This window comes from Zhengella sp., from assembly GCF_041397485.1.
Classification (GTDB): domain Bacteria; phylum Pseudomonadota; class Alphaproteobacteria; order Rhizobiales; family Rhizobiaceae; genus Zhengella.
Genome location: NZ_JAWKWO010000001.1, coordinates 770,464 through 788,660, shown reverse-complemented (window position 1 = coordinate 788,660; position 18,197 = coordinate 770,464). Strand labels below are relative to the sequence as shown.

The window sequence follows — 18,197 nt, the reverse complement described above, 5'->3', positions numbered from 1 at the left end:
TGCAATGTTGCCGGCTTCAGGTCCGCACGAACAGGATGTCGGCGATTTCCCCGTGGTCATAAACCCAGGCGGCGCGGTCGCCGCGCTCCACGATCATGTCAGGCGGGCAGGTCTCGCCATCCAGATCGCCTGCCTCGAACAGGAAGTCCTCGGGCAGCAGGCTGCCAGCCAGCGGCGGCAGGTCGTCGGGCGCCAACGGCGGCGTGTTGACGATCTGGATACGGGAACGCGGCTCTGACTCGTCACGGACTGGCAACACGGGTGTGGGCTCCTGCTTCTCGATGGCGCTGGCCGGAGCGAATCGCCCGGCCCGTCGGGAAGGAGCATTTTCCCCCGCTGGTATCGGAAGGGTTAACGCCGCATCAGGTTCCCAGCATGGCCGGTGCCTGTTCCGGGCGGTCCGCCGGCATCGCGGTTTCGCGGTGGTAGTCGAGCAGGCGGTCGGTAATGCCTGCCGAAAGCCACATGGCGCCCAGCGTCACCCAGGCGGTCAGCGCGAAGACCGATCCGCCCGTCACGCCCGCGCCCACCGCGCAGCCGCCGGCCAGCATTCCGCCAAAGCCCATCAGGGCCGCGCCCAGAATGTAGCGGCGCATCGAATAGCCGTCCTGCCAGCCCTGGATCTTCAACTCGCCAGAAAGCCATGCGGCGGTGAACGAGCCGAGGAAGACACCCGGAACGAGCCCGACATCGAAATCAAGCTCCGAGGCTTCCAAGAAGAACATCAGCGTCTTGGCCGACGGCCCGGTGAAGGTCAGGCTGGTCATGTTGACCGGCTCGAAGGCGATGGCCGAAAGCTGGGCGGTGTACCACCACGCCGCCGGCACCATCAGCCCGGTGAGGATGGCGGCAACCGCTATGACCGTTCGCGTGCGCTGGCGCCAGGCAAACCACAGCCCGGCCGCCAGCCAGATGGCCGAGAAGGCGATGGCCGCGCCCGTGGAGGCACCGAAACGCTCCAGGAGGTCGTTGCCGCCAATGGCATTGCTGGTCATGCCGCCGGCGATCCAGTTGCGAAGCGGCGAAAGGAAGCCGTGCAGGCTGGCCTGCGCCACAACGGCAAAGACGAGCCCTGACAGCAGCGCGCGCAGGTTTCCCGTCGCCGAGAGCACGAGAAGGCGCGAGGCGCAGCCGCGCGCCATCACCATGCCGGTGCCGAACAGGAGCCCCCCGATGGCGGCGCCCGAAACCGATTGCGGCGAGGCAAGCTGGCGCGCTTCCTTCAGGTTCACATCCGCCAGAAGATAAAGCGCCTGCGTCCCGATCAGCGCCGTGGCGAAGACCAGCAGCCAGACCGCCACCTTGGAAGTGATATGCCCGCGGGCGAAATCCACTGTCGCCGCGCGCAGGCAGAACCGGCTTTTCTGGGCAAAGGCCCCGAACAGGAAACCGATGGCCAAGGCTCCCGCCGTTGCCAGTGCAGGCTCGCCATAGCGATCGGCAAGCGCGATCAGATCCATGCCTCTACCTCGTTCAGCTACAAGAATTGCAATATTTGCATGTGAATTGGAAACACGTCTTGATTGAAATCAAAAAGCCTTTTGTGTTGGAAAATTTTCGAAATTTCAGCGGAACTGAATGGTTCGGCGAACGTTGAGTCCCGGTGTATTCTGTCGCAATCGCGACAGCAACGCGCCTGGCATGTCGCGAGCAGGAGACCATTGGCAGCCGGATGCGTTCAGTGTTTCCATCAGGGAGAAGCAGACCCGGATAAAGCAATCATTTGTCCGGGCCAGAAAAGGGGAGGGAAATCCATGGCAGATGCTTTGCCAGAAGCCGCCAATCCTGTCGAAACCGATTACGAGATCGGCCAGGACAATGTTCAGGTCATGGGCTTGGACATTCACAATCCTGTTTTCTTCGTTTCCGCCGTCATCATCATCGGCTTCGTCATCCTGTCGCTGATGTTCCAGGAAGGAACGGCCGCCTTCTTTGGCTGGTTGCGGCCCGCGCTGACCGAGACCTTCGACTGGCCGCTGCTGATGTCGGCCAATCTCTTCGTGCTCTTCGCCCTGTTTCTCATCGTCAGCCCGCTCGGCAATGTTCGCCTTGGCGGGCAGGACGCGCGTCCCGACTATGGCTATGCCGGCTGGTTCGCCATGCTTTTTGCCGCGGGCATGGGCATCGGCCTGATGTTCTTCGGCGTATCCGAGCCGCTGTCGCATTATGCGTCATCTTTCGGCGGAACGGCGCTGGAAAACGGTGTTCGCACCGACTGGGCGCCGCTGGGCGCTGCCGCCGGAAGCACGGAAGCCGCGCGTGAACTGGCCATGGCGGCCACCATCTTCCACTGGGGTCTCCATCCCTGGGCCATCTATGCCATCGTCGCGCTTGCCCTGGCCTTTTTCTCCTATAATCGCGGCCTGCCGCTCACCCTGCGCTCGGCATTCTATCCGCTTCTGGGCGAACGTGTCTGGGGCTGGCCCGGTCACGTCATCGATACGCTGGCCGTCTTCGCCACGCTGTTCGGCCTTGCCACATCGCTTGGCTTCGGCGCCGAACAGGCCATGGCCGGCCTCGATTTCCTCTTCGGCTTCGGTGTGTCGGACGTCGCCAAGGTCATTCTGATCATGGCCATCACGGGCATCGCCCTCATGTCGGTCGTTGCCGGTCTGGATGCCGGCGTGAAGCGCCTGTCCGAGATCAACATGGTGCTGGCGGCGGCCCTGCTGCTGTTCATCCTGTTTGCCGGGCCGACGGCGATCATTTTCTCCGGCCTGTTCGAGAATACCGTCGCCTATGCAAAGCAGCTGGTTCCGCTGTCCAATCCGTTCGGCCGCGAGGATGTGAACTTCATGCAGGGCTGGACGGCCTTCTACTGGGCCTGGTGGATTTCCTGGTCGCCCTTTGTCGGCATGTTCATCGCGCGTGTGTCGCGCGGACGCACCGTGCGCGAATTCGTGGTATGCGTCATCCTCATCCCCACGGCAGTCTGCATCCTGTGGATGTCGACCTTCGGCGGCGCTGCCATTCACGAAACGATTTCCGCCGGCCACCAGGAAATCGTCGATGCGGCACAGGAACTCAAGCTCTTCGTCATGGCGGAATATTTCCCGCTCACCTCGATCATTTCCTTCGTCGGCATCGTGCTGGTGATCGTGTTCTTCGTCACCTCGTCGGATTCCGGCTCGCTGGTGATCGACACCATTACCGCCGGCGGCAAGGTGGATGCCCCGGTCGCCCAGCGCGTCTTCTGGGCGCTGTTCGAGGGGCTGGTCGCCATCGTCCTTCTGCTGGGCGGCGGTCTCGGCGCACTCCAGGCGGCAGCGGTGGCGACGGGTATTCCCTTCGCCTTCGTCCTGCTGGTCATGATGTACGCGACCTATCTGGGCCTGCGCCGCGAAAGGATGATCGACACCGGCAAGGTGGAGACGGCCTGAACCGGCGTCTGTCCGGTCACCTGTTATGGAGAAGGGGGCGATGTGCCATGCGCGCCGCCCCCTTTTTTGGGCTTGCCTCAGGCCAGCAGCAGCCGCGCCGCGTGGGCCAGAAGGCCGATGCTCAGGACGATGAAGGCAAGGAAGGAAAGGCCGAAACCGGCGCCGCGCTGCCAGGCTGGCGCATCCTTCTGGATGAAATGCCAGGCATGCAGCGCCCGCCCGATGGTGAAGGGAAGGCCGAGCGCATGCACGGCGAGGGCCGGCGCGCCGAGGGCCACGCCCGCGCCCAGCATGACGAAAAACATCGGCATGGCCTCGATGGCATTGGCATGGCCGCGCAACAGGCGCACGAGATGGGCATCGCCGCCATCGCCCATCATGATTCGCATCCGCACGCGGTGGCGGCCGGTCGCGCCGGTCAGCGCGAGCAGGATCAGGGCATTGAGCGCGGCATAGAGGGCCGTCGCGGCGAGGGCGGTTGTCGCCATGGAAAACTCCTTGCTGATGATGAATGGGATACGCGCAATGGATGCGGCGGATCATTTCCGCCCGTGGGCCATGGCACATCGGGTAAAAATGCCGCGTTGAACCGACCCATCAGAAAAGTGCATTTGTCGGCCGGGTTGAAGACCTGATAAGGGCAAGCCATGACCGAGACAATTTCCTCCGGCCGGCGGCCGGTCCTTCTCTACGGCTTTGGCGGGCTGGCTGGCATGGCGGCAGCCATGGGCATCGGCCGGTTCGTCTACACGCCCATCCTGCCGTCCATGATGGATGCGCTTGGCCTGTCGGCCTCCGATGCAGGGCTCGTCGCATCGGCGAACTATGTCGGCTATCTCGCGGGGGCGCTCTTGGCCTCGGGCGGCGGCGCGCAGGGCCGGGAGCGCACCATCGCATTGGCCGCGCTGGCAGCCTCGACGGTACTTTGCGCCGCCATGGCGCTTTCCGGCAGCCTCGTCGCCTTCCTTCTGGTGCGTTTTCTCGCCGGCGTGGCCAGCGCCTATATCATGGTGTTCCTGTCGGCCATCGTTCTTGGCAAGGCGGCCAGTGCCGGCAGGCCCGGCATCCAGGCGCTGCATTTCGGCGGGGTCGGAACGGGCATCAGCCTGTCCGCGCTGATCACCGGCGCGGTCTATCTGGCCGGCCATGGCTGGCAGGAAAGCTGGCTCGCCGCCGCGCTGGTCTCGGCCCTGGCGCTTGTTGTGGTCGCATTCCTCATCGAACCCGCGCCGCGCGCCGCCGCGCGTCCGGCGCCCGAGCCCCGCCTGACATGGACCGCTCCGCTGGCGCGCATCGCGCTGGCCTACGGCCTGTTCGGCGCCGGCTACATCGTCACGGCCACCTTCCTTGTCGCCATCGTGCGTCAGGGCGATGGCGGGCCGCTGTTCGAGTCGGCCGTCTGGCTGGCGACCGGGATCGCCGCGGCCCCCTCCGTCTGGGCCTGGGGCTTCATCCAGCGCCGCCTCGGCCTGACGGCAACCTTTGCCGTGGGCTGCGTGGTGGAGGCCGTCGGCGTGGGCGCGTCCGTCTCGCTTGGTGGTTATCCCGGTCCGTTGCTGGGCGGCATTCTCCTTGGCGGCACCTTCGTCGCCATCACGGCCTTCGGCCTCCAGGCCGGACGCGCCCTTGCCGGCAAGACGCCGCGCCGGGCGCTGGCCTTCATGACGGCAGCCTTCGGCACGGGCCAGATCGTCGGTCCGCTCCTGGCCGGTTATGCCGCCGACTGGACCGGCAGTTTCACGCTGCCTTCGCTGGGCGCCTCGGTCGTTCTGCTATTGGCTGCGGGTGCCGCGCTCAGTGCGGGGAAGATCCGGTAACGCGCCGGCAAGGGGTCAGTAGCGCAGCTCCGCAATCGCCGAATCCGCGTTGCGCATGGCGACATGGGCACCGATCGGCCGGCAGATGACGTCAGCCTCGCCGCAAACGCCAGTGACGAAACGCTCCAGCGCCCGCCAATAGGCGCCGTCATTCATGAGCGTGAAATGGAAACCGGCCTGCACCGGCTTGCGGTCGCCGGAGCGCGCGCGCGTGTATTGCGCCATCATCGCGCGGTAGGCGCGCTCTTCATAGGTATCGGCATTGGCGGCGTCTTCCTTCGCGCCGGAATGGCGGGCGAACCAGTTGTAGTCCATGGCGATGATGCGCTTGCCCCTCGGCCCTTCGGGTATCATCGGCAGCGGCATGTGCCAAAGTCCGTCCTTCTCCACGGCCGGCGCGGGATCGCGCCCCACGGTGGACGCATCGTAGCGAAAGCCTTGCGCCTTGAGCGCCGCGAACAGGGCAGCATTGGTGGAAAGGTAGGGCGCGCGGAATCCGGTTACGGCACTGGCCATTTGTGCCCAGCCATCGGGTGCCGGTCCGAAACCGTTGATCGTCCAGGCATCGCGCAAGATCCGGGCGAAACTGTTGAATTCCTGCTCCCAGTCGGCCTTGCGCCAGGTCTTGCCGTCGAAATGGCCGCAGCCATGGCTGGCGAACTCGTGGCCTTCGCGCCAGGCGGTCAGGATGTGCCCGAGACGGGTACGCACCTCCTGTGCCGTCTGCCCGAAGCCGACATTGGAGGCCGCGCGGCCGTGATGCGGGGCCGTGTAAAGCCCCTTCGTTTCCGGCGTGAGCAGGAAGGTGCAGGACAGGAAGAAGGTGAAGCGCGCGCCTGTCGCGCGTCCCAGCGCCAGCGCGCGCTCCCACTGCGCATTGTCATGCGCGCCGTCAAAGGAAATCAGCACGTCCTGGAGGCGCGGCTGATCGCCGCCCGCGCCGGCATTGGAAACGGCTGCCAGGAAAAGGAAAAGGCCGGAAACAAGGGTCGCAAGGAAACGCATGAACACTCGAACGCTGTGGGCCGCGAAAGGTTGCGGGGAGGGCGGAGCGAATCACTGTCGCCGCCAAATATGGCGTCCATGGGGTCGCACCGTCTTTCCGGTCAACGGCCGGCGCAGTGGACACATTTCTCCGCCATCGGATCGATGGCCAGCCGTCCGTCGGGAATTTCCTCGCCGCATTCGGCGCACCAGCCATAGTCTCCCTCGCGCAGGCGGCGTTCGGCCAGCTCGATGCGGGTGAGTTCGCGCCGGCGGGATCGCTCCGCGGCCTGGGCCATGGCCTGTTGCTGCATCGCGTCCATGCGGCTCAGCCGTCCGACCGATTGCTGGTCCAGTTCGACGGGCCTGCGCGATTCCGTCGCCAGGTCCGATTGCGCTTCCAGTTCGGCCCTGCGCGCATCGAGCCGGGCGCGCGCTTTTTCCGTGTCCACAGTCATGGAACTGAGGCTAAGTCTGCTTTAAGTAAGGCACAAGGCCTGCCGGTGGCGGCGGGCGGACAGGGATTGAAGGGGCCGTTCATGCTGTATCTGATTCTGGGTCTTGTCCTGTTTCTGGGCATTCATTCCGTGCGCATCGTCGCGCCGGGCTGGGCCCAGGGCAGAAAGGCATCCATGGGCGAAGGACCGTGGAAGGGGCTCTATTCGCTCGTTTCCGTCATCGGCTTCGTGCTCATTGTCTGGGGCTTTGGCCAGGCCCGCTGGTCCGCCCCGGTCGTCTGGTCGCCGCCCTTCTGGCTCGGCCATGTCACGGCGCTGCTGATGGTCTTCGCCATGATCGCGCTGGCCGCCTACATGCTGCCCGCCGGGCGCATCAAGGCAATGCTGAAACACCCGATGCTGGTCGCGGTGAAGATCTGGGCGCTTGGCCATCTTCTCATCAACGGCGACCTGGCTTCCATCATCCTCTTTGGCAGCTTCCTTGCCTGGGCCGTGCTCGACCGCATATCGCTCAAGCGCCGCGGTGCCGCGGTGCCGCCTGCCGGGCCGGTCACCTGGGACATCGCAACGCTCGTCCTTGGTCTTGCGCTCTATGGCCTGTTCATCTGGAAACTGCATCTCTGGCTGTTCGGTGTGGTGCCGCTGACGACGCCCTGATGCGGCGTCCGCCTCAAATTCGCCATGCGCCCCCTTACAAGGGCGACAAAATCCGCTAGAACGCGGAAGTTTTTCCGTCAGGGTGCCGGTTTTCCACGGCGCCCGGCCAACAGATTCAGCAGGTGTGAAACCGGCCATGTCCGACGACAGCTTCATTCGCGAGGTCAACGAGGAACTTCGCCAGGACCAGCTCAAGGCCTTCTGGGACCGCTTCGGCGCCATCCTGATTGCCATCGTGGTCATCATCGTGGCGGGTACGGCGGCCTGGCGCGGCTATGTCTGGTACACCGAAAGCCAGGCAAACGCATCCGGCGACCGTTTCCTCGCCGCCCTCACCATGGCCGAACAGGGCAGGACGCAGGAGGCAATGGCCGCGCTGGAAGCCCTGCAGGCGGACGGCTACGGTTCCTATCCGCTTCTGGCGCGCATGCGCGCCGCCACGCTGATGGCGCAGGACGGCAGGATCGACGATGCGGTCGCCGCCTTCGATTCCGTGGCCGCGGATGGCTCCGTGCCGCAGTCGATCCGCGACATGGCCCGCCTGCGCGCGGCTTTCCTGCTAGTCGATCATGGCTCGTATGGCGATGTGGCGCAACGGGCCGAGCCGCTGTCGGGCGAAAGCAACGCCCTGCGTCATTCCGCCCGCGAGGCGCTGGGCCTGGCAGCCTGGAAAGCCGGCGACGCCAGTGACGCGCTGGCGCTTTTCCAGCAGATCGCCGACGATCAGCAGGCGCCCGCAAGCCTGCGCCAGCGCGCCCGGACGATGTCCGAACTGATCGCCGGTTCCGGCGCCGCATCCTGAAGGAATGATCCGCCGCCATGGGCTTCACCGTCGCCATCATAGGCCGTCCCAATGTCGGCAAATCCACGCTGTTCAATCGTCTGGCCGGACAGAAGCTGGCGCTTGTCGATGACACGCCGGGTGTGACGCGCGACCGGCGGATGCATGCCGCGCGCCTGTATGATCTGAAATTCGATGTCATCGACACGGCCGGTCTTGAAGAGGCGGGGCCGGCGACGCTGGAAGGGCGCATGCGTGCCCAGACGGAGACGGCCATGGACGAGGCCGATCTCATCCTCTTTGTCATCGATTCCAAGAGCGGGATCATGCCCGGCGACCGCACCTTTGCCGATCTGGCCCGCCGCTCGGGAAAGCCGACGGTTCTGGTGGCCAACAAGGCCGAGGCCCGCGATGCGCTGGGCGGCATGCTGGAGGCATGGGAACTGGGGCTGGGCGAGCCCTGTCCGATTTCCGCCGAGCATGGCCAGGGCCTGCCCGACTTGCGCGAGGCGATGATCGAGGCGCTCGGCGAGGAGCGCGCCTTTGCCGAGGACCCGCTGGACAAGGTGCTGGAAGCCGCGCCTTCCGGCGAAGGGCTGATCGGAGACGATATCGAGGATCCGGAAGCCGAGGATGTCCCGGCCTATGACGAGACCAGGCCGCTCCGGATCGCGGTAGTCGGCCGTCCCAATGCCGGCAAGTCCACGCTCATCAATGCACTGGTTGGCGAGGAGCGCCTGCTGACCGGGCCGGAAGCCGGCATCACGCGCGATTCCATTTCGGTCGACTGGGAATGGAAGGGCCGCCGCATCCGCCTGTTCGATACGGCTGGCATGCGCCGCAAGTCGCGTGTCCAGGAGAAGCTCGAAAAGCTGTCGGTCGCCGATGGCCTGCGTGCCGTCCGTTTTGCCGAAGTGGTGGTGATCGTGCTGGACGTGACGATCCCCTTCGAAAAGCAGGATTTGCAGATCGCGGATCTGGTGATCCGCGAGGGCAGGGCGCCGGTCATCGCCTTCAACAAGTGGGATCTGGTCGAGAACAAGCAGGAACTGCTGGCGGAACTGCGCGAGAAGACCGAACGCCTGCTGCCGCAGGTGCGCGGGTTGCGCGCGGTCACCATTTCGGCCGAATCCGGCAAGGGCCTGGACAAGCTGATGGAGGCCATTGCGCTGACCCACCGGGTCTGGAACACGCGCATTTCCACCGGCCGCCTCAATCGCTGGCTGGAAGGGGTGCTCACCCGCCATCCCCCTCCGGCCGTGGCGGGCCGCCGGCTGAAGATCAAGTACATCACACAGGTCAAGACCCGTCCGCCCGGTTTCGTGGTTTCCTGCTCGCGACCGGACGCGATGCCGGCCTCCTATATCCGCTACCTGACCAACGCGCTGCGCGAGAGTTTCGCCATGCCCGGCGTGCCGATTCGCCTTGCCCTGCGCGCGCCCGACAATCCGTTTGCGCCCAAGGCGAAGAAGCGGAAATAGCTGCGCACGGCACTGCGTTTGCAACGGACATGATCGCGTGGCGCGCGCGCATGTGCGCTTTGTCTTGCAAAGCTGAAAGGCATTAACGGCCTGTCAAGGTTAATCCTTCATTGTGGGCTCCAGTCGAGTTTGTATGCGTCTTCCGGAGTCCTGTCTTGCGCCGTTCCCGTTCCAAGCACGCCCGCCTTGTGCGCAGCCGCCAATCCCTTGTCACACCGCTCGTTCTGGGCCTTGCCGCCTGGATCGCCTTTCCCGCCACCGCCGCGCGCCAGGATGTGACGGCCTTCGTTTCCGGCCTTGAAGGCGGAAACGCCCAATGGAGCGCCGTGGTGGAGAAGGCGGTCGCCGGCTCGACCCACGCCGCCGAATTGCCCTTTGTCACCGACAGCACGGTGACCGGTTCCGTGTCGGGTGCCGGCCTGCGGGCGCGCGGCATCGGCGAGGTTGCCTTTCGCGGCAAGGGCGGCAAGGCACCGGCCACGCCCGATGAAGCGCGCATCAACCGGTCGGACAAGCAGGGCCGTCTGGTCCAGGTCGCACCGGTGGCGCCGCCCAAATCCTTCAATGCCGGTTCGGTCAATGAACGCACCTCTTCGCTCCTGCGTCCGGCCATCGACACAGGCGTGAAGATGGCCTTCGCAAACCCGGAAATTGCGGGACAGGAACTGCGCCTTGCCTCCACGTTCTTTCCCAGGAAGGAAAAGAAGCCCGCGCCCGACCTTCCGGTCATGATCGCCGCGCTGGTGAACAACGATACGCCGGACGTCCTGGCCACCGCCTATGCGCCGCCGGAACCGGACTATGCCCGCCAGTCGCCCTTTGCCAGCCTTCTCAAGGACGAGAAGAAGACCGCCGGGCGATTCGTTCCGCCGGTGCCGCGCAACGATCACGACTGGGCAGCCCGTCCGCTGCCCGCGCACGTCTTTTCCGCCCGTGAGCAGCAATGCCTTGCCGCCGGTATCTATTTCGAGGCGCGCGGCGAACCGGTGAAGGGGCAGGCAGCCGTCGCGCAGGTGATTCTCAACCGGGTGCGCAATCCGCAATATCCCAACACGATTTGCGGCGTGGTCTACCAGAACGACAATTGGCGCAACCGCTGCCAGTTCTCCTTCGCCTGCGACGGCATCCGCGACCGAATCGCAAGCCCGGCCCACTGGCAAACGGCAACCGAAGTGGCCATGGCCGTGACCGCCGGGCGCATCTGGCTGCCCGGTGTCGGTTCTTCCACCCACTACCATGCGACCTATGTGAACCCGCGCTGGGCCCACACGATGAAGCGGATGAAGAAGATCGGCCGCCACATCTTCTATCGCACCTATGGCGGCGGCTGGAGCTGACCGGTCGTTCCCGCGGGGAGAAGGAAGGCGCGGCGACAGCCGCGTCTTTCCGGCATTTCGGACCCGGCTTTGGCGGATTCGCTGCCCCGGCCTTACAACTTCCGTGCTAAGCCGCCCGGCGAAATTTCTTAAATATCTGGAATCAAACGAAAAACCGGTTCGTTTTGCACTGCGCAAGGCGTCTTGACTGGCAGGGGTCCCGTCACTATGGTGCGCCCGACTTTGGAGCGGGCGGCCAATCTGGCCTTGCCTGACGGGAGCGCGCAAAAGCCATGGTGCCAGATCAGGGCAGGAGCGGACGCACACCGCAGGACGACGGAAACAGGACCGTCCGTGACGAAGGCCTCGAAAACCGGCTGCGCCAGCTCGACGCGAAATTGTCGAAACGGCAGACGGTTGAACGGGAAAGGGAAGCGGCCCGCTCCGGAAAGAACACCGGATGGGGCAATGCGCTGCGCTTGTCGAGCGAGTTCATCGCTGCGGTGATCGTGGGTGCCGCCCTTGGCTGGGTGCTGGACAAATGGGCCGGCACGTCGCCATGGGGTCTGATCGTTTTCCTACTTCTCGGGTTCGCGGCCGGCGTCGTGAATGTCATGCGGGCGACCGGCCAGATGGCCGAGTTTGGCCAGCAGGGCGGAAAAGACCCCGGCAAGGGCGGGGAATGAGGGTTTGGGTGTCCGGAAACGGGCGCAACGATGTGTCTAACGGGTGCGGGGGACCGCGCCGGTGATAACGGGGTTACGAGACGTGGCTGATCCGAACAAGGTCGATCCGATCCACCAGTTCCATATCAACAAGCTGATCGATCTCCAGGTCGGCGGGCTGGATTTCTCCTTCACCAATTCGTCCCTGTTCATGGTGGTCACCGTGGTCCTGGCCGGGGCGTTTCTGGTGCTGACCACGTCGAACCGCGGGCTGGTGCCGAGCCGGATGCAATCCGTGTCCGAGATGGCCTACGAATTCGTCGCGAACATGCTGCGCGATGCCGCCGGTTCGCATGGGATGAAGTTCTTCCCGCTGGTCTTTTCTCTGTTCATGTTCGTGCTGGTCGCCAACCTGCTCGGCATGTTCCCCTATTTCTTCACCATCACCTCGCACATCATCGTCACCTTCGCGCTGGCCATGCTGGTGATCCTGACGGTGGTGGTCTACGGCTTCATGAAGCATGGTCTTGGTTTCCTGAAGCTGTTCGTTCCCTCCGGCGTTCCCGCCATTCTCACGCCGCTGGTTGTCGCGATCGAGGTGATTTCCTTCCTCTCGCGCCCGGTCAGCCTTTCCGTCCGTCTTTTCGCCAACATGCTGGCCGGTCACATCACGCTGAAGGTCTTTGCCGGCTTCGTGGTGTCGCTTGGCGCCATGGGCGGCATCGGCATAGCAGGTGCGGTTCTGCCCCTGCTCATGGCCGTGGCCTTGACGGGCCTGGAATTCCTCGTGGCCTTCCTTCAGGCTTACGTCTTCGCGGTCCTGACCTGCATGTACCTGAACGACGCTCTTCATCCGAGCCACTAGGAAACACCCAACCGGCGGGTCCGTCCCGCCAGTCACCAAACCGCATCAATTCGATCCAACAAGGAGTTCTCAAAATGGAAGCGGAAGCAGCAAAGTACATCGGCGCCGGTATCGCTTGCCTTGGCATGGGCGGCGCGGGCATCGGCCTGGGCACCATTTTCGGCAACTATCTGGCGGGCGCCCTGCGCAACCCGTCGGCAGCCGACGGCCAGTTCGGCCGCCTCATCTTCGGCTTCGCCGTCACGGAAGCTCTGGGCATCTTCTCGCTCCTGGTTGCCCTGCTGGCCCTGTTCGGCTGATCTGCCCTTCGGGTAGTCGAGAACCTGCCGGCCGCACGGCATACCGCCAGCGGCCGGCCCGAGTTTCAGGGAAAAAACCATGTTCGTGACCACCGCTTTTGCGGCCCCGGAGGGCGATGCCCATAACGCCGCGGCCGGAGAAACACATACCGAGACCGGCGTACCGCACGGCGACGGGCATTCGGGCATGTTCCCGCCCTTCGATTCCAGCACGTTTCCGTCTCAGCTGTTGTGGCTGGCAATCACCTTCGGCCTCTTCTATCTCTTCCTGAAGAACGCCGTGGTGCCGCGCATTGCCGGTATTCTGGAAGTCCGCCACGACCGGATCGCCCAGGATCTGGACCAGGCCGCCCGCATGAAGCAGGAGGCCGACGAGGCCATTGCAGCTTACGAGCAGGAATTGGCAGATGCCCGCGGCAAGGCCAACCAGATCGGTCAGGAAGCGCGCGACGCAGCCAAGGCGGAAGCTGATGGCGAACGCCGGGAAACCGAGGCTGCGCTTGAAAAGAAGCTGGCCGACGCCGAATCCCGCATTGCCTCGATCAAGGCCGAAGCAATGAAGGAAGTCGGAACGATTGCCGAGGACACAGCCACGGCGCTTGTCGAACAGCTGGTCGGCAAGGCAACAAAGTCCGAGATCGCCCAGGCGGTCAAGGCTGTCAACGGATAAGGACCAGAGGTCATGGACGCCACATCCCTTGCATCCGTTTGGGCAACCGTCGCCCTGTTCATCTTCCTGGGTCTTTTGCTCTGGCTCAAGGTCCCGGCCACCATGGCCAAGTCACTGGATGCGCGCGCCGACAAGATCCGCAACGATCTCGACGAGGCGCGCAAGCTGCGCGAGGAAGCGCAGCAGGTGCTTGCCGAATACCAGCGCAAGCGCAAGGAGGCCGAGGAAGAGGCCGAGACGATCGTCGCCGCCGCCAAGCGCGATGCCGAATTGCTCAAGGCCGAGGCCAAGCAGAAGGCAGATGAGTATGTCGCGCGCCGCACCGCTGTGGCCGAGCAGAAGATTGCGCAGGCCGAGCGCGATGCCGTCAACGAGGTTCGCGCCACCGCTGTCGACATCGCTGTCGAGGCAGCGCGCTCCGTCCTTGGCAGCAAGGTCGATGCCGCGACTGCCAGCAATCTCTTCAAGTCATCGCTGGCCGAAGTGAAGAACCGGATGAACTGACGCTTGTCAGAAAATCAGGTATCTGGAACGCCGCGGAGCCTCTTCGCGGCGTTTTTTGCTGCCCGGGTGGCTGCACGGCAAGCCGGCACCTGCCGGACGGGGCCAACCTTGAAGCTTCGCCTTGGCAGGCGTCTTGGCGATGGCCCGAACCGTTTCTCAGGAGCCGTTCCGATGACGCAAGGGCGCGAAACTGAACCGGTGCAACCGTGCCACGCCGCCGTGCCGGGCAATCGCCTCCTGATGACGCTTGGTCGCATAGCCGGCATGTGAGGACAGACCGTAAGCCGGATGGGCGAGGCATGTCCGGGTCATCATCCGGTCGCGGGTCACCTTGGCAAGGATGGAGGCTGCGGCAATCGACATCGACCGCTGGTCGCCCTTGACCAGGGCATGGCCTGCGCAAGGCAGGCCCGGTGGCACATCGCGGCCATCCACGAGAACGTGTCCGGGCGTGATGGAAAGCGCGTGAGCCGCGCGGGTCATGGCCAGCAGGCTGGCCAGCCGAATGTCGGTCCTGTCGATATTTTCAGCCGATACAGAGACGATGGCGGTCGCAACTGCCTTGGCCAGGATGCAGTCGAACAGGCTGGCGCGGTCATCGGCTGACAGACGCTTGGAATCGTCGAGACCGTCGGGAAGATCGTCCGGATCGAGAATGACGGCAGCAGCGACCACCGGACCGGCCAGCGGCCCGCGACCCGCTTCATCCAGGCCGGCCACATGTGCGCAGCCGTCACGAACAAGGCTCTGCTCAAGGGAAAAATCCGGGGCAGGGGGGACCAGGTCGAAAAGAAGCGGGGAATCGGAACGGTTGCGCGCCATCGGCGGCATGCTTGCACCGTATTCCGATTCCCCGCAAGACCCTGCCGGGAAGGTTGCGGCGAACCCGGCAAGGAAGCCGCCGGACGGGGACAGGGGAATGACCGGCGGAAAAGGATGTCAGATACGGACAGATTACAGCAGCGAAAGTTGCTGCCCCTCCGGCTCCGGTGGGGTAAAAAGGTCTGTCCGCAGCCGCAGCTTGGCCGTATTCAACCCGAGCCGCCGCGCCGCAATTTCAAAACGGCGGCCGATTTGCCAGGCATAGGGGCCCTTGCCCTTCATGCGCCGGCCCCATTCCGCATCGTAATCCTTGCCGTCACGCATCGAGCGGATCAGCGAAAGGACATGCCGGTACCGGTCGGGATAGTGGCGCAGCAGCCATTCCTTGAACACCGGCGCCACTTCCAGCGGCAGGCGCAGGATGATGAAGCCTGCTTCCGTCGCCCCTGCCGCCGCAGCCGAGTCGAGAATGCGCTCGACCTCGTGATCGTTCAGGCCAGGGATCAGCGGCGCCGCCATGACCGAAACGGGAATCCCGGCCTCCGAAAGGCGTTTCATCGCTTCCAGCCGGCGCGTCGGCGATGCCGCGCGCGGCTCCATCGTCCGCGACAGGCGGTGATCGAGCGTTGTTACCGATAGCGCGACCTTGACGAGACCCTTGGCGGCCATGCGCTTGAGGATATCCATGTCGCGCAAGACGAGTGCGGACTTGGTCACGATGCCGACCGGGTGATTGGCAGCCTCGAGCACCTCCAGAACCTCGCGCATGATGCGCCATTTCCGTTCGATCGGCTGATAGGGATCGGTATTCGTGCCGATGGCGATGGTGCGTGGATCATAGCCTTTCCTTGCCAGTTCGCGCACCAGCAGTTTCGGCGCATCCGGCTTTGCGAAAAGCTTCGATTCGAAATCCAGTCCGGCTGAAAGGCCCATGAAGGCATGGGTAGGCCGGGCGAAATAATAGACGCAGCCGTGTTCACACCCACGATAGGGATTGATCGAGCGGTCGAAGGAAATGTCGGGCGAACTGTTGCGCGTGATGATCGTGCGCGGCTTCTCGACCTGGGTCGTCGTCTGGAAAGGGGCCAGTTCCTCATCCAGATCCCAGCCGTCGTCGAAGACATGCCGGCTCAGCGCTTCGTAGCGCCCGGTCGGGTTGATGGCCGAAGCACGCCCGCGCCGGCGCGCCTCATCCAGCCGCATGCCGCTGGCATTGATGAGTGCATTGGCCATGTCCACGCCGCCTTCGCTGAAGGCGGATCGGTCCGCTTTGGCAATCGGTTCCATGGGGTCTGTCTCCGGCTGTTCGCGAATCCCTGTCACGACAATATTCCTACAGCCGCAAAACGAACAAAGCAAGAACATTGTTCCGGACTGATTTGACCGGGCATCACGGCCCAGCCGGCAGAAAGCGCGCCGGGTGGGCATTTGCATCTAAAAAGTGCTTTGAATCCGGAGGATTAGTCCCAAGAGCCATCTGGATTTGCAGGGCAGCTTCGGCTAAGGCACTGGCATCATGCTGACAGTTTTGATCGAAACGCACAATGACGAGGAGCCTCTGGCGCGCACGCTTGCATCGCTGGTTCCTGCTGCGGTCGAGGGGCTGGTCCGCGACGTGATCGTCTGCGACCGCCAATCGCTGGACCATACCCACCAGGTGGCCGAGCATGCGGGCTGTCTTTTCCTTGCCAATGGCGAGATTCACACGGCGCTGCGCCGGGCGCGTGGGGAGTGGGTCCTGTTTCTTGAGCCGGGTGCGCGCCTGATCGACGGATGGATGGACCCGGTGGTTGCCCATGCCGCGAAAATGGCGACGCCGGCCCGTTTCACCCGTGCCAGGGAAGACCGGCCCGGATTTTTCACCCGCGTCTTTTCCGCCCGCCGTCCCCTGGCCGACGGCCTGGTCATGACACGCCGCCAGGCCATGGCGCTTGGCAAGTCGGCTGCTTCGCCGGAGGCGATTGCGCGCGGTCTGTCTGCGCGCCGCCTCTCAGCGCTCATCAGCCCCGCCCCTGTCCGTGCCGCCAAGGTGTAACGGCAGCGCGCCGGTCAGGCGCCCTGGCTCGCGCCGCGCTTCAGGTGTTCGTCGAGCCGCGGCATGATTTCCACGAAGTTGCAGGGCATGTGCCGGTAGTCGAATTGCAGCTTGAGTATGCCGTCCCACGCATCCTTGCAGGCACCCGGCGAACCTGGCAGCACGAACACGAAGGTCTGGTCGATGATCCCGGCGGTCGCGCGTGACTGGATGGTCGACGTGCCGATCTTGTCATAGGAAATCCGGTGAAAGACCTCGGAAAATCCGTCCATGCGCTTGTCGAACAGCGGTTCCAGCGCTTCCGGCGTCACGTCCCGTCCCGTGAAACCGGTGCCGCCGGTCGTGATCACGGCGTCGATGGTGCCGTCCTGCGTCCATGCCTTCACGCGGGCCCGGATCGCCGCCACCTCATCGGTCACGATGGCCCGGTCTGCAAGCCGGTGCCCCGCCGCCTCGATCCGTCCGGCAAGCGTCAGGCCCGATTTGTCATCGGCCAGCGCGCGCGTGTCCGACACGGTAAGAACCGCAAAACCCACGGGAATGAACGGGCGTGTATCGTCGATGCGGCTCATGGGTTTCCTCCACTGCTGGCAAATGTTTCGGTGGCGATGACAAACCATGCCGGACGGGTCGCGGCAATCGTCCGGGCGGCCTTTTCCGCCGCGCGTTCATCCTCGAACAAGGCGAAACAGGTCGCGCCGGACCCCGACATGCGCGAGAAGAGCGGTCGTTCGCCTTCGAGCGCCTCCAGTGCTTGCACAATCGCAGGGCAGATGCCGATGGCTGCATCCTGCATGTCGTTGCGTGTCGACGCCAGCCACTCGACCACCTGTCCCGCCGTCCCCAGGCCATCCGGCGCCGGCAAGGGCGGATTGTCCCGGCTCTGCAAGGCGCGGAAGACATCCGGAGTCGAGACATACTCGCCCGGATTGACCAGCACGATGGCCAGTGAGGGAAAGCCTTTCAGCGGCCGGACAACCTCGCCGATGCCGCTCGCCCGCAAAGGCAGGCCATGCACGCACATGGGCAGATCGGCCCCCAGCGGAGCGGCAATTGCAGCCAGGTCCGCCACGTCAAGCCCGAGCGAGAAGGCGGCATCGAGCGCACGCAGCGTGGCCGCCGCGTCGGACGATCCGCCGCCGATGCCGGACGCGACCGGCAGGTTCTTTTCCAGTCGGATGGAAACGGGAGGGAAATAACGGACGGTGCGCAGCAGATCGCGTGCCCGCGTCACGAGATTGGCGCCGCCCGCATCTAGCCCGCTTGCCATCGGTCCTGACAGGCAAAACCGGTCTTCCCCGGCAGGCTCGATGTGGATCCTGTCGCCATAGCCCGTGAAGACGGCGAGCGTATCGAGCGCATGATAGCCGTCGCCGCGCCGCCCCGTGATGTGCAGCGCAAGATTGATCTTGGCCGGCGCAAGCGCATGCCAGCGCCCTCCGGCATCCTGAACGGGATGCAAG

21 protein-coding genes are annotated in these 18,197 nt (G+C 64.5%); 12 read left to right on the top strand and 9 right to left on the bottom strand.

Translation table 11 applies throughout. The features are described 5' to 3' along the window. Positions 1-16 precede the first annotated feature (16 nt). Both R3D65_RS03680 and R3D65_RS03675 read right to left on the bottom strand, forming a co-directional pair. Positions 17-259: a hypothetical protein gene (locus R3D65_RS03680; protein ID WP_371273881.1), complete on the bottom strand. Its 243-nt coding sequence runs from the start codon at positions 257-259 to the stop codon at positions 17-19. Positions 260-362: 103 nt separating this feature from the next. After that, positions 363-1,460, bottom strand: a complete 1,098-nt coding sequence (locus R3D65_RS03675) for a YeeE/YedE family protein (protein ID WP_371273880.1) — start codon at positions 1,458-1,460, stop codon at positions 363-365. A 294-nt stretch (positions 1,461-1,754) separates the two neighbouring features. On the opposite strand from R3D65_RS03675, the gene R3D65_RS03670 reads away from it, so the two are divergent. Then, on the top strand, positions 1,755-3,380 hold the full coding sequence (locus R3D65_RS03670) for a BCCT family transporter (RefSeq protein ID WP_371273879.1): 1,626 nt from the start codon (positions 1,755-1,757) through the stop codon (positions 3,378-3,380). 77 nt (positions 3,381-3,457) lie between these two features. On the opposite strand, the gene R3D65_RS03665 is transcribed toward R3D65_RS03670, so the two are convergent. Next, a complete protein-coding gene (locus tag R3D65_RS03665) occupies positions 3,458-3,868 on the bottom strand; it encodes an MAPEG family protein (protein WP_371273878.1) in 411 nt (136 codons plus the stop codon). A gap of 159 nt (positions 3,869-4,027) precedes the next feature. On the opposite strand from R3D65_RS03665, the gene R3D65_RS03660 reads away from it, so the two are divergent. After that, positions 4,028-5,197 carry a YbfB/YjiJ family MFS transporter gene (locus R3D65_RS03660; RefSeq protein WP_371273877.1) on the top strand — a complete coding sequence of 390 codons (1,170 nt, stop codon included), beginning with the start codon at positions 4,028-4,030 and terminating at the stop codon, positions 5,195-5,197. A 15-nt stretch (positions 5,198-5,212) separates the two neighbouring features. On the opposite strand, the gene R3D65_RS03655 is transcribed toward R3D65_RS03660, so the two are convergent. Beyond that, the gene (locus R3D65_RS03655) at positions 5,213-6,202 is read right to left on the bottom strand and encodes a polysaccharide deacetylase (RefSeq protein ID WP_371273876.1); all 990 of its coding nucleotides are present in this window, start codon (positions 6,200-6,202) and stop codon (positions 5,213-5,215) included. Between the two features lie 101 nt (positions 6,203-6,303). Beyond that, positions 6,304-6,639 carry a TraR/DksA family transcriptional regulator gene (locus R3D65_RS03650; protein ID WP_371273875.1) on the bottom strand — a complete coding sequence of 112 codons (336 nt, stop codon included), beginning with the start codon at positions 6,637-6,639 and terminating at the stop codon, positions 6,304-6,306. 81 nt (positions 6,640-6,720) lie between these two features. Between R3D65_RS03650 and R3D65_RS03645 the strand changes: the two genes are divergently transcribed. From R3D65_RS03645 to R3D65_RS03605, 9 genes are all read left to right on the top strand, one after another. Then, positions 6,721-7,296 carry an NnrU family protein gene (locus R3D65_RS03645; RefSeq protein ID WP_371273874.1) on the top strand — a complete coding sequence of 192 codons (576 nt, stop codon included), beginning with the start codon at positions 6,721-6,723 and terminating at the stop codon, positions 7,294-7,296. A gap of 136 nt (positions 7,297-7,432) precedes the next feature. Further along, complete coding sequence (locus R3D65_RS03640) at positions 7,433-8,098, top strand: tetratricopeptide repeat protein (protein ID WP_371273873.1); 666 nt, start codon at positions 7,433-7,435, stop codon at positions 8,096-8,098. Between the two features lie 17 nt (positions 8,099-8,115). Beyond that, the gene (gene der, locus R3D65_RS03635; protein WP_371273872.1) at positions 8,116-9,558 is read left to right on the top strand and encodes a ribosome biogenesis GTPase Der; all 1,443 of its coding nucleotides are present in this window, start codon (positions 8,116-8,118) and stop codon (positions 9,556-9,558) included. A 155-nt stretch (positions 9,559-9,713) separates the two neighbouring features. Further along, positions 9,714-10,895, top strand: a complete 1,182-nt coding sequence (locus R3D65_RS03630) for a cell wall hydrolase (RefSeq protein ID WP_371273871.1) — start codon at positions 9,714-9,716, stop codon at positions 10,893-10,895. Positions 10,896-11,167: 272 nt separating this feature from the next. Then, on the top strand, positions 11,168-11,560 hold the full coding sequence (locus R3D65_RS03625; RefSeq protein ID WP_371273870.1) for an AtpZ/AtpI family protein: 393 nt from the start codon (positions 11,168-11,170) through the stop codon (positions 11,558-11,560). Positions 11,561-11,642: 82 nt separating this feature from the next. Next, positions 11,643-12,404 (top strand): F0F1 ATP synthase subunit A, encoded by a 762-nt coding sequence (locus R3D65_RS03620; protein ID WP_371273869.1) that lies wholly within the window; start codon positions 11,643-11,645, stop codon positions 12,402-12,404. Positions 12,405-12,478: 74 nt separating this feature from the next. Continuing rightward, on the top strand, positions 12,479-12,703 hold the full coding sequence (locus R3D65_RS03615; RefSeq protein ID WP_371273868.1) for a F0F1 ATP synthase subunit C: 225 nt from the start codon (positions 12,479-12,481) through the stop codon (positions 12,701-12,703). Between the two features lie 79 nt (positions 12,704-12,782). Beyond that, positions 12,783-13,373 carry a F0F1 ATP synthase subunit B gene (locus tag R3D65_RS03610; RefSeq protein ID WP_371273866.1) on the top strand — a complete coding sequence of 197 codons (591 nt, stop codon included), beginning with the start codon at positions 12,783-12,785 and terminating at the stop codon, positions 13,371-13,373. A gap of 12 nt (positions 13,374-13,385) precedes the next feature. Then, positions 13,386-13,877 carry a F0F1 ATP synthase subunit B gene (locus R3D65_RS03605; protein WP_371273864.1) on the top strand — a complete coding sequence of 164 codons (492 nt, stop codon included), beginning with the start codon at positions 13,386-13,388 and terminating at the stop codon, positions 13,875-13,877. Between the two features lie 156 nt (positions 13,878-14,033). Here the strand turns inward: R3D65_RS03605 and R3D65_RS03600 are convergent, their stop codons facing one another. Together R3D65_RS03600 and R3D65_RS03595 are read right to left on the bottom strand one after the other, a co-directional pair. Beyond that, complete coding sequence (locus tag R3D65_RS03600; protein ID WP_371273863.1) at positions 14,034-14,699, bottom strand: ribonuclease HII; 666 nt, start codon at positions 14,697-14,699, stop codon at positions 14,034-14,036. Positions 14,700-14,831: 132 nt separating this feature from the next. Next, on the bottom strand, positions 14,832-15,986 hold the full coding sequence (locus R3D65_RS03595) for a PA0069 family radical SAM protein (protein WP_371273862.1): 1,155 nt from the start codon (positions 15,984-15,986) through the stop codon (positions 14,832-14,834). Between the two features lie 229 nt (positions 15,987-16,215). On the opposite strand from R3D65_RS03595, the gene R3D65_RS03590 reads away from it, so the two are divergent. Then, entirely contained in the window at positions 16,216-16,734 is a 519-nt protein-coding gene (locus tag R3D65_RS03590) for a glycosyltransferase (RefSeq protein WP_371273861.1), read from the top strand. 14 nt (positions 16,735-16,748) lie between these two features. Here the strand turns inward: R3D65_RS03590 and moaB are convergent, their stop codons facing one another. Further along, positions 16,749-17,306 carry a molybdenum cofactor biosynthesis protein B gene (moaB, locus tag R3D65_RS03585; protein WP_371273860.1) on the bottom strand — a complete coding sequence of 186 codons (558 nt, stop codon included), beginning with the start codon at positions 17,304-17,306 and terminating at the stop codon, positions 16,749-16,751. Then, positions 17,303-18,196, bottom strand: coding sequence for a 4-(cytidine 5'-diphospho)-2-C-methyl-D-erythritol kinase (locus tag R3D65_RS03580; protein WP_371273859.1), 894 nt, complete (start codon positions 18,194-18,196; stop codon positions 17,303-17,305). Before R3D65_RS03580 ends, moaB begins: the two co-directional genes overlap by 4 nt. Position 18,197 lies beyond the last annotated feature (1 nt).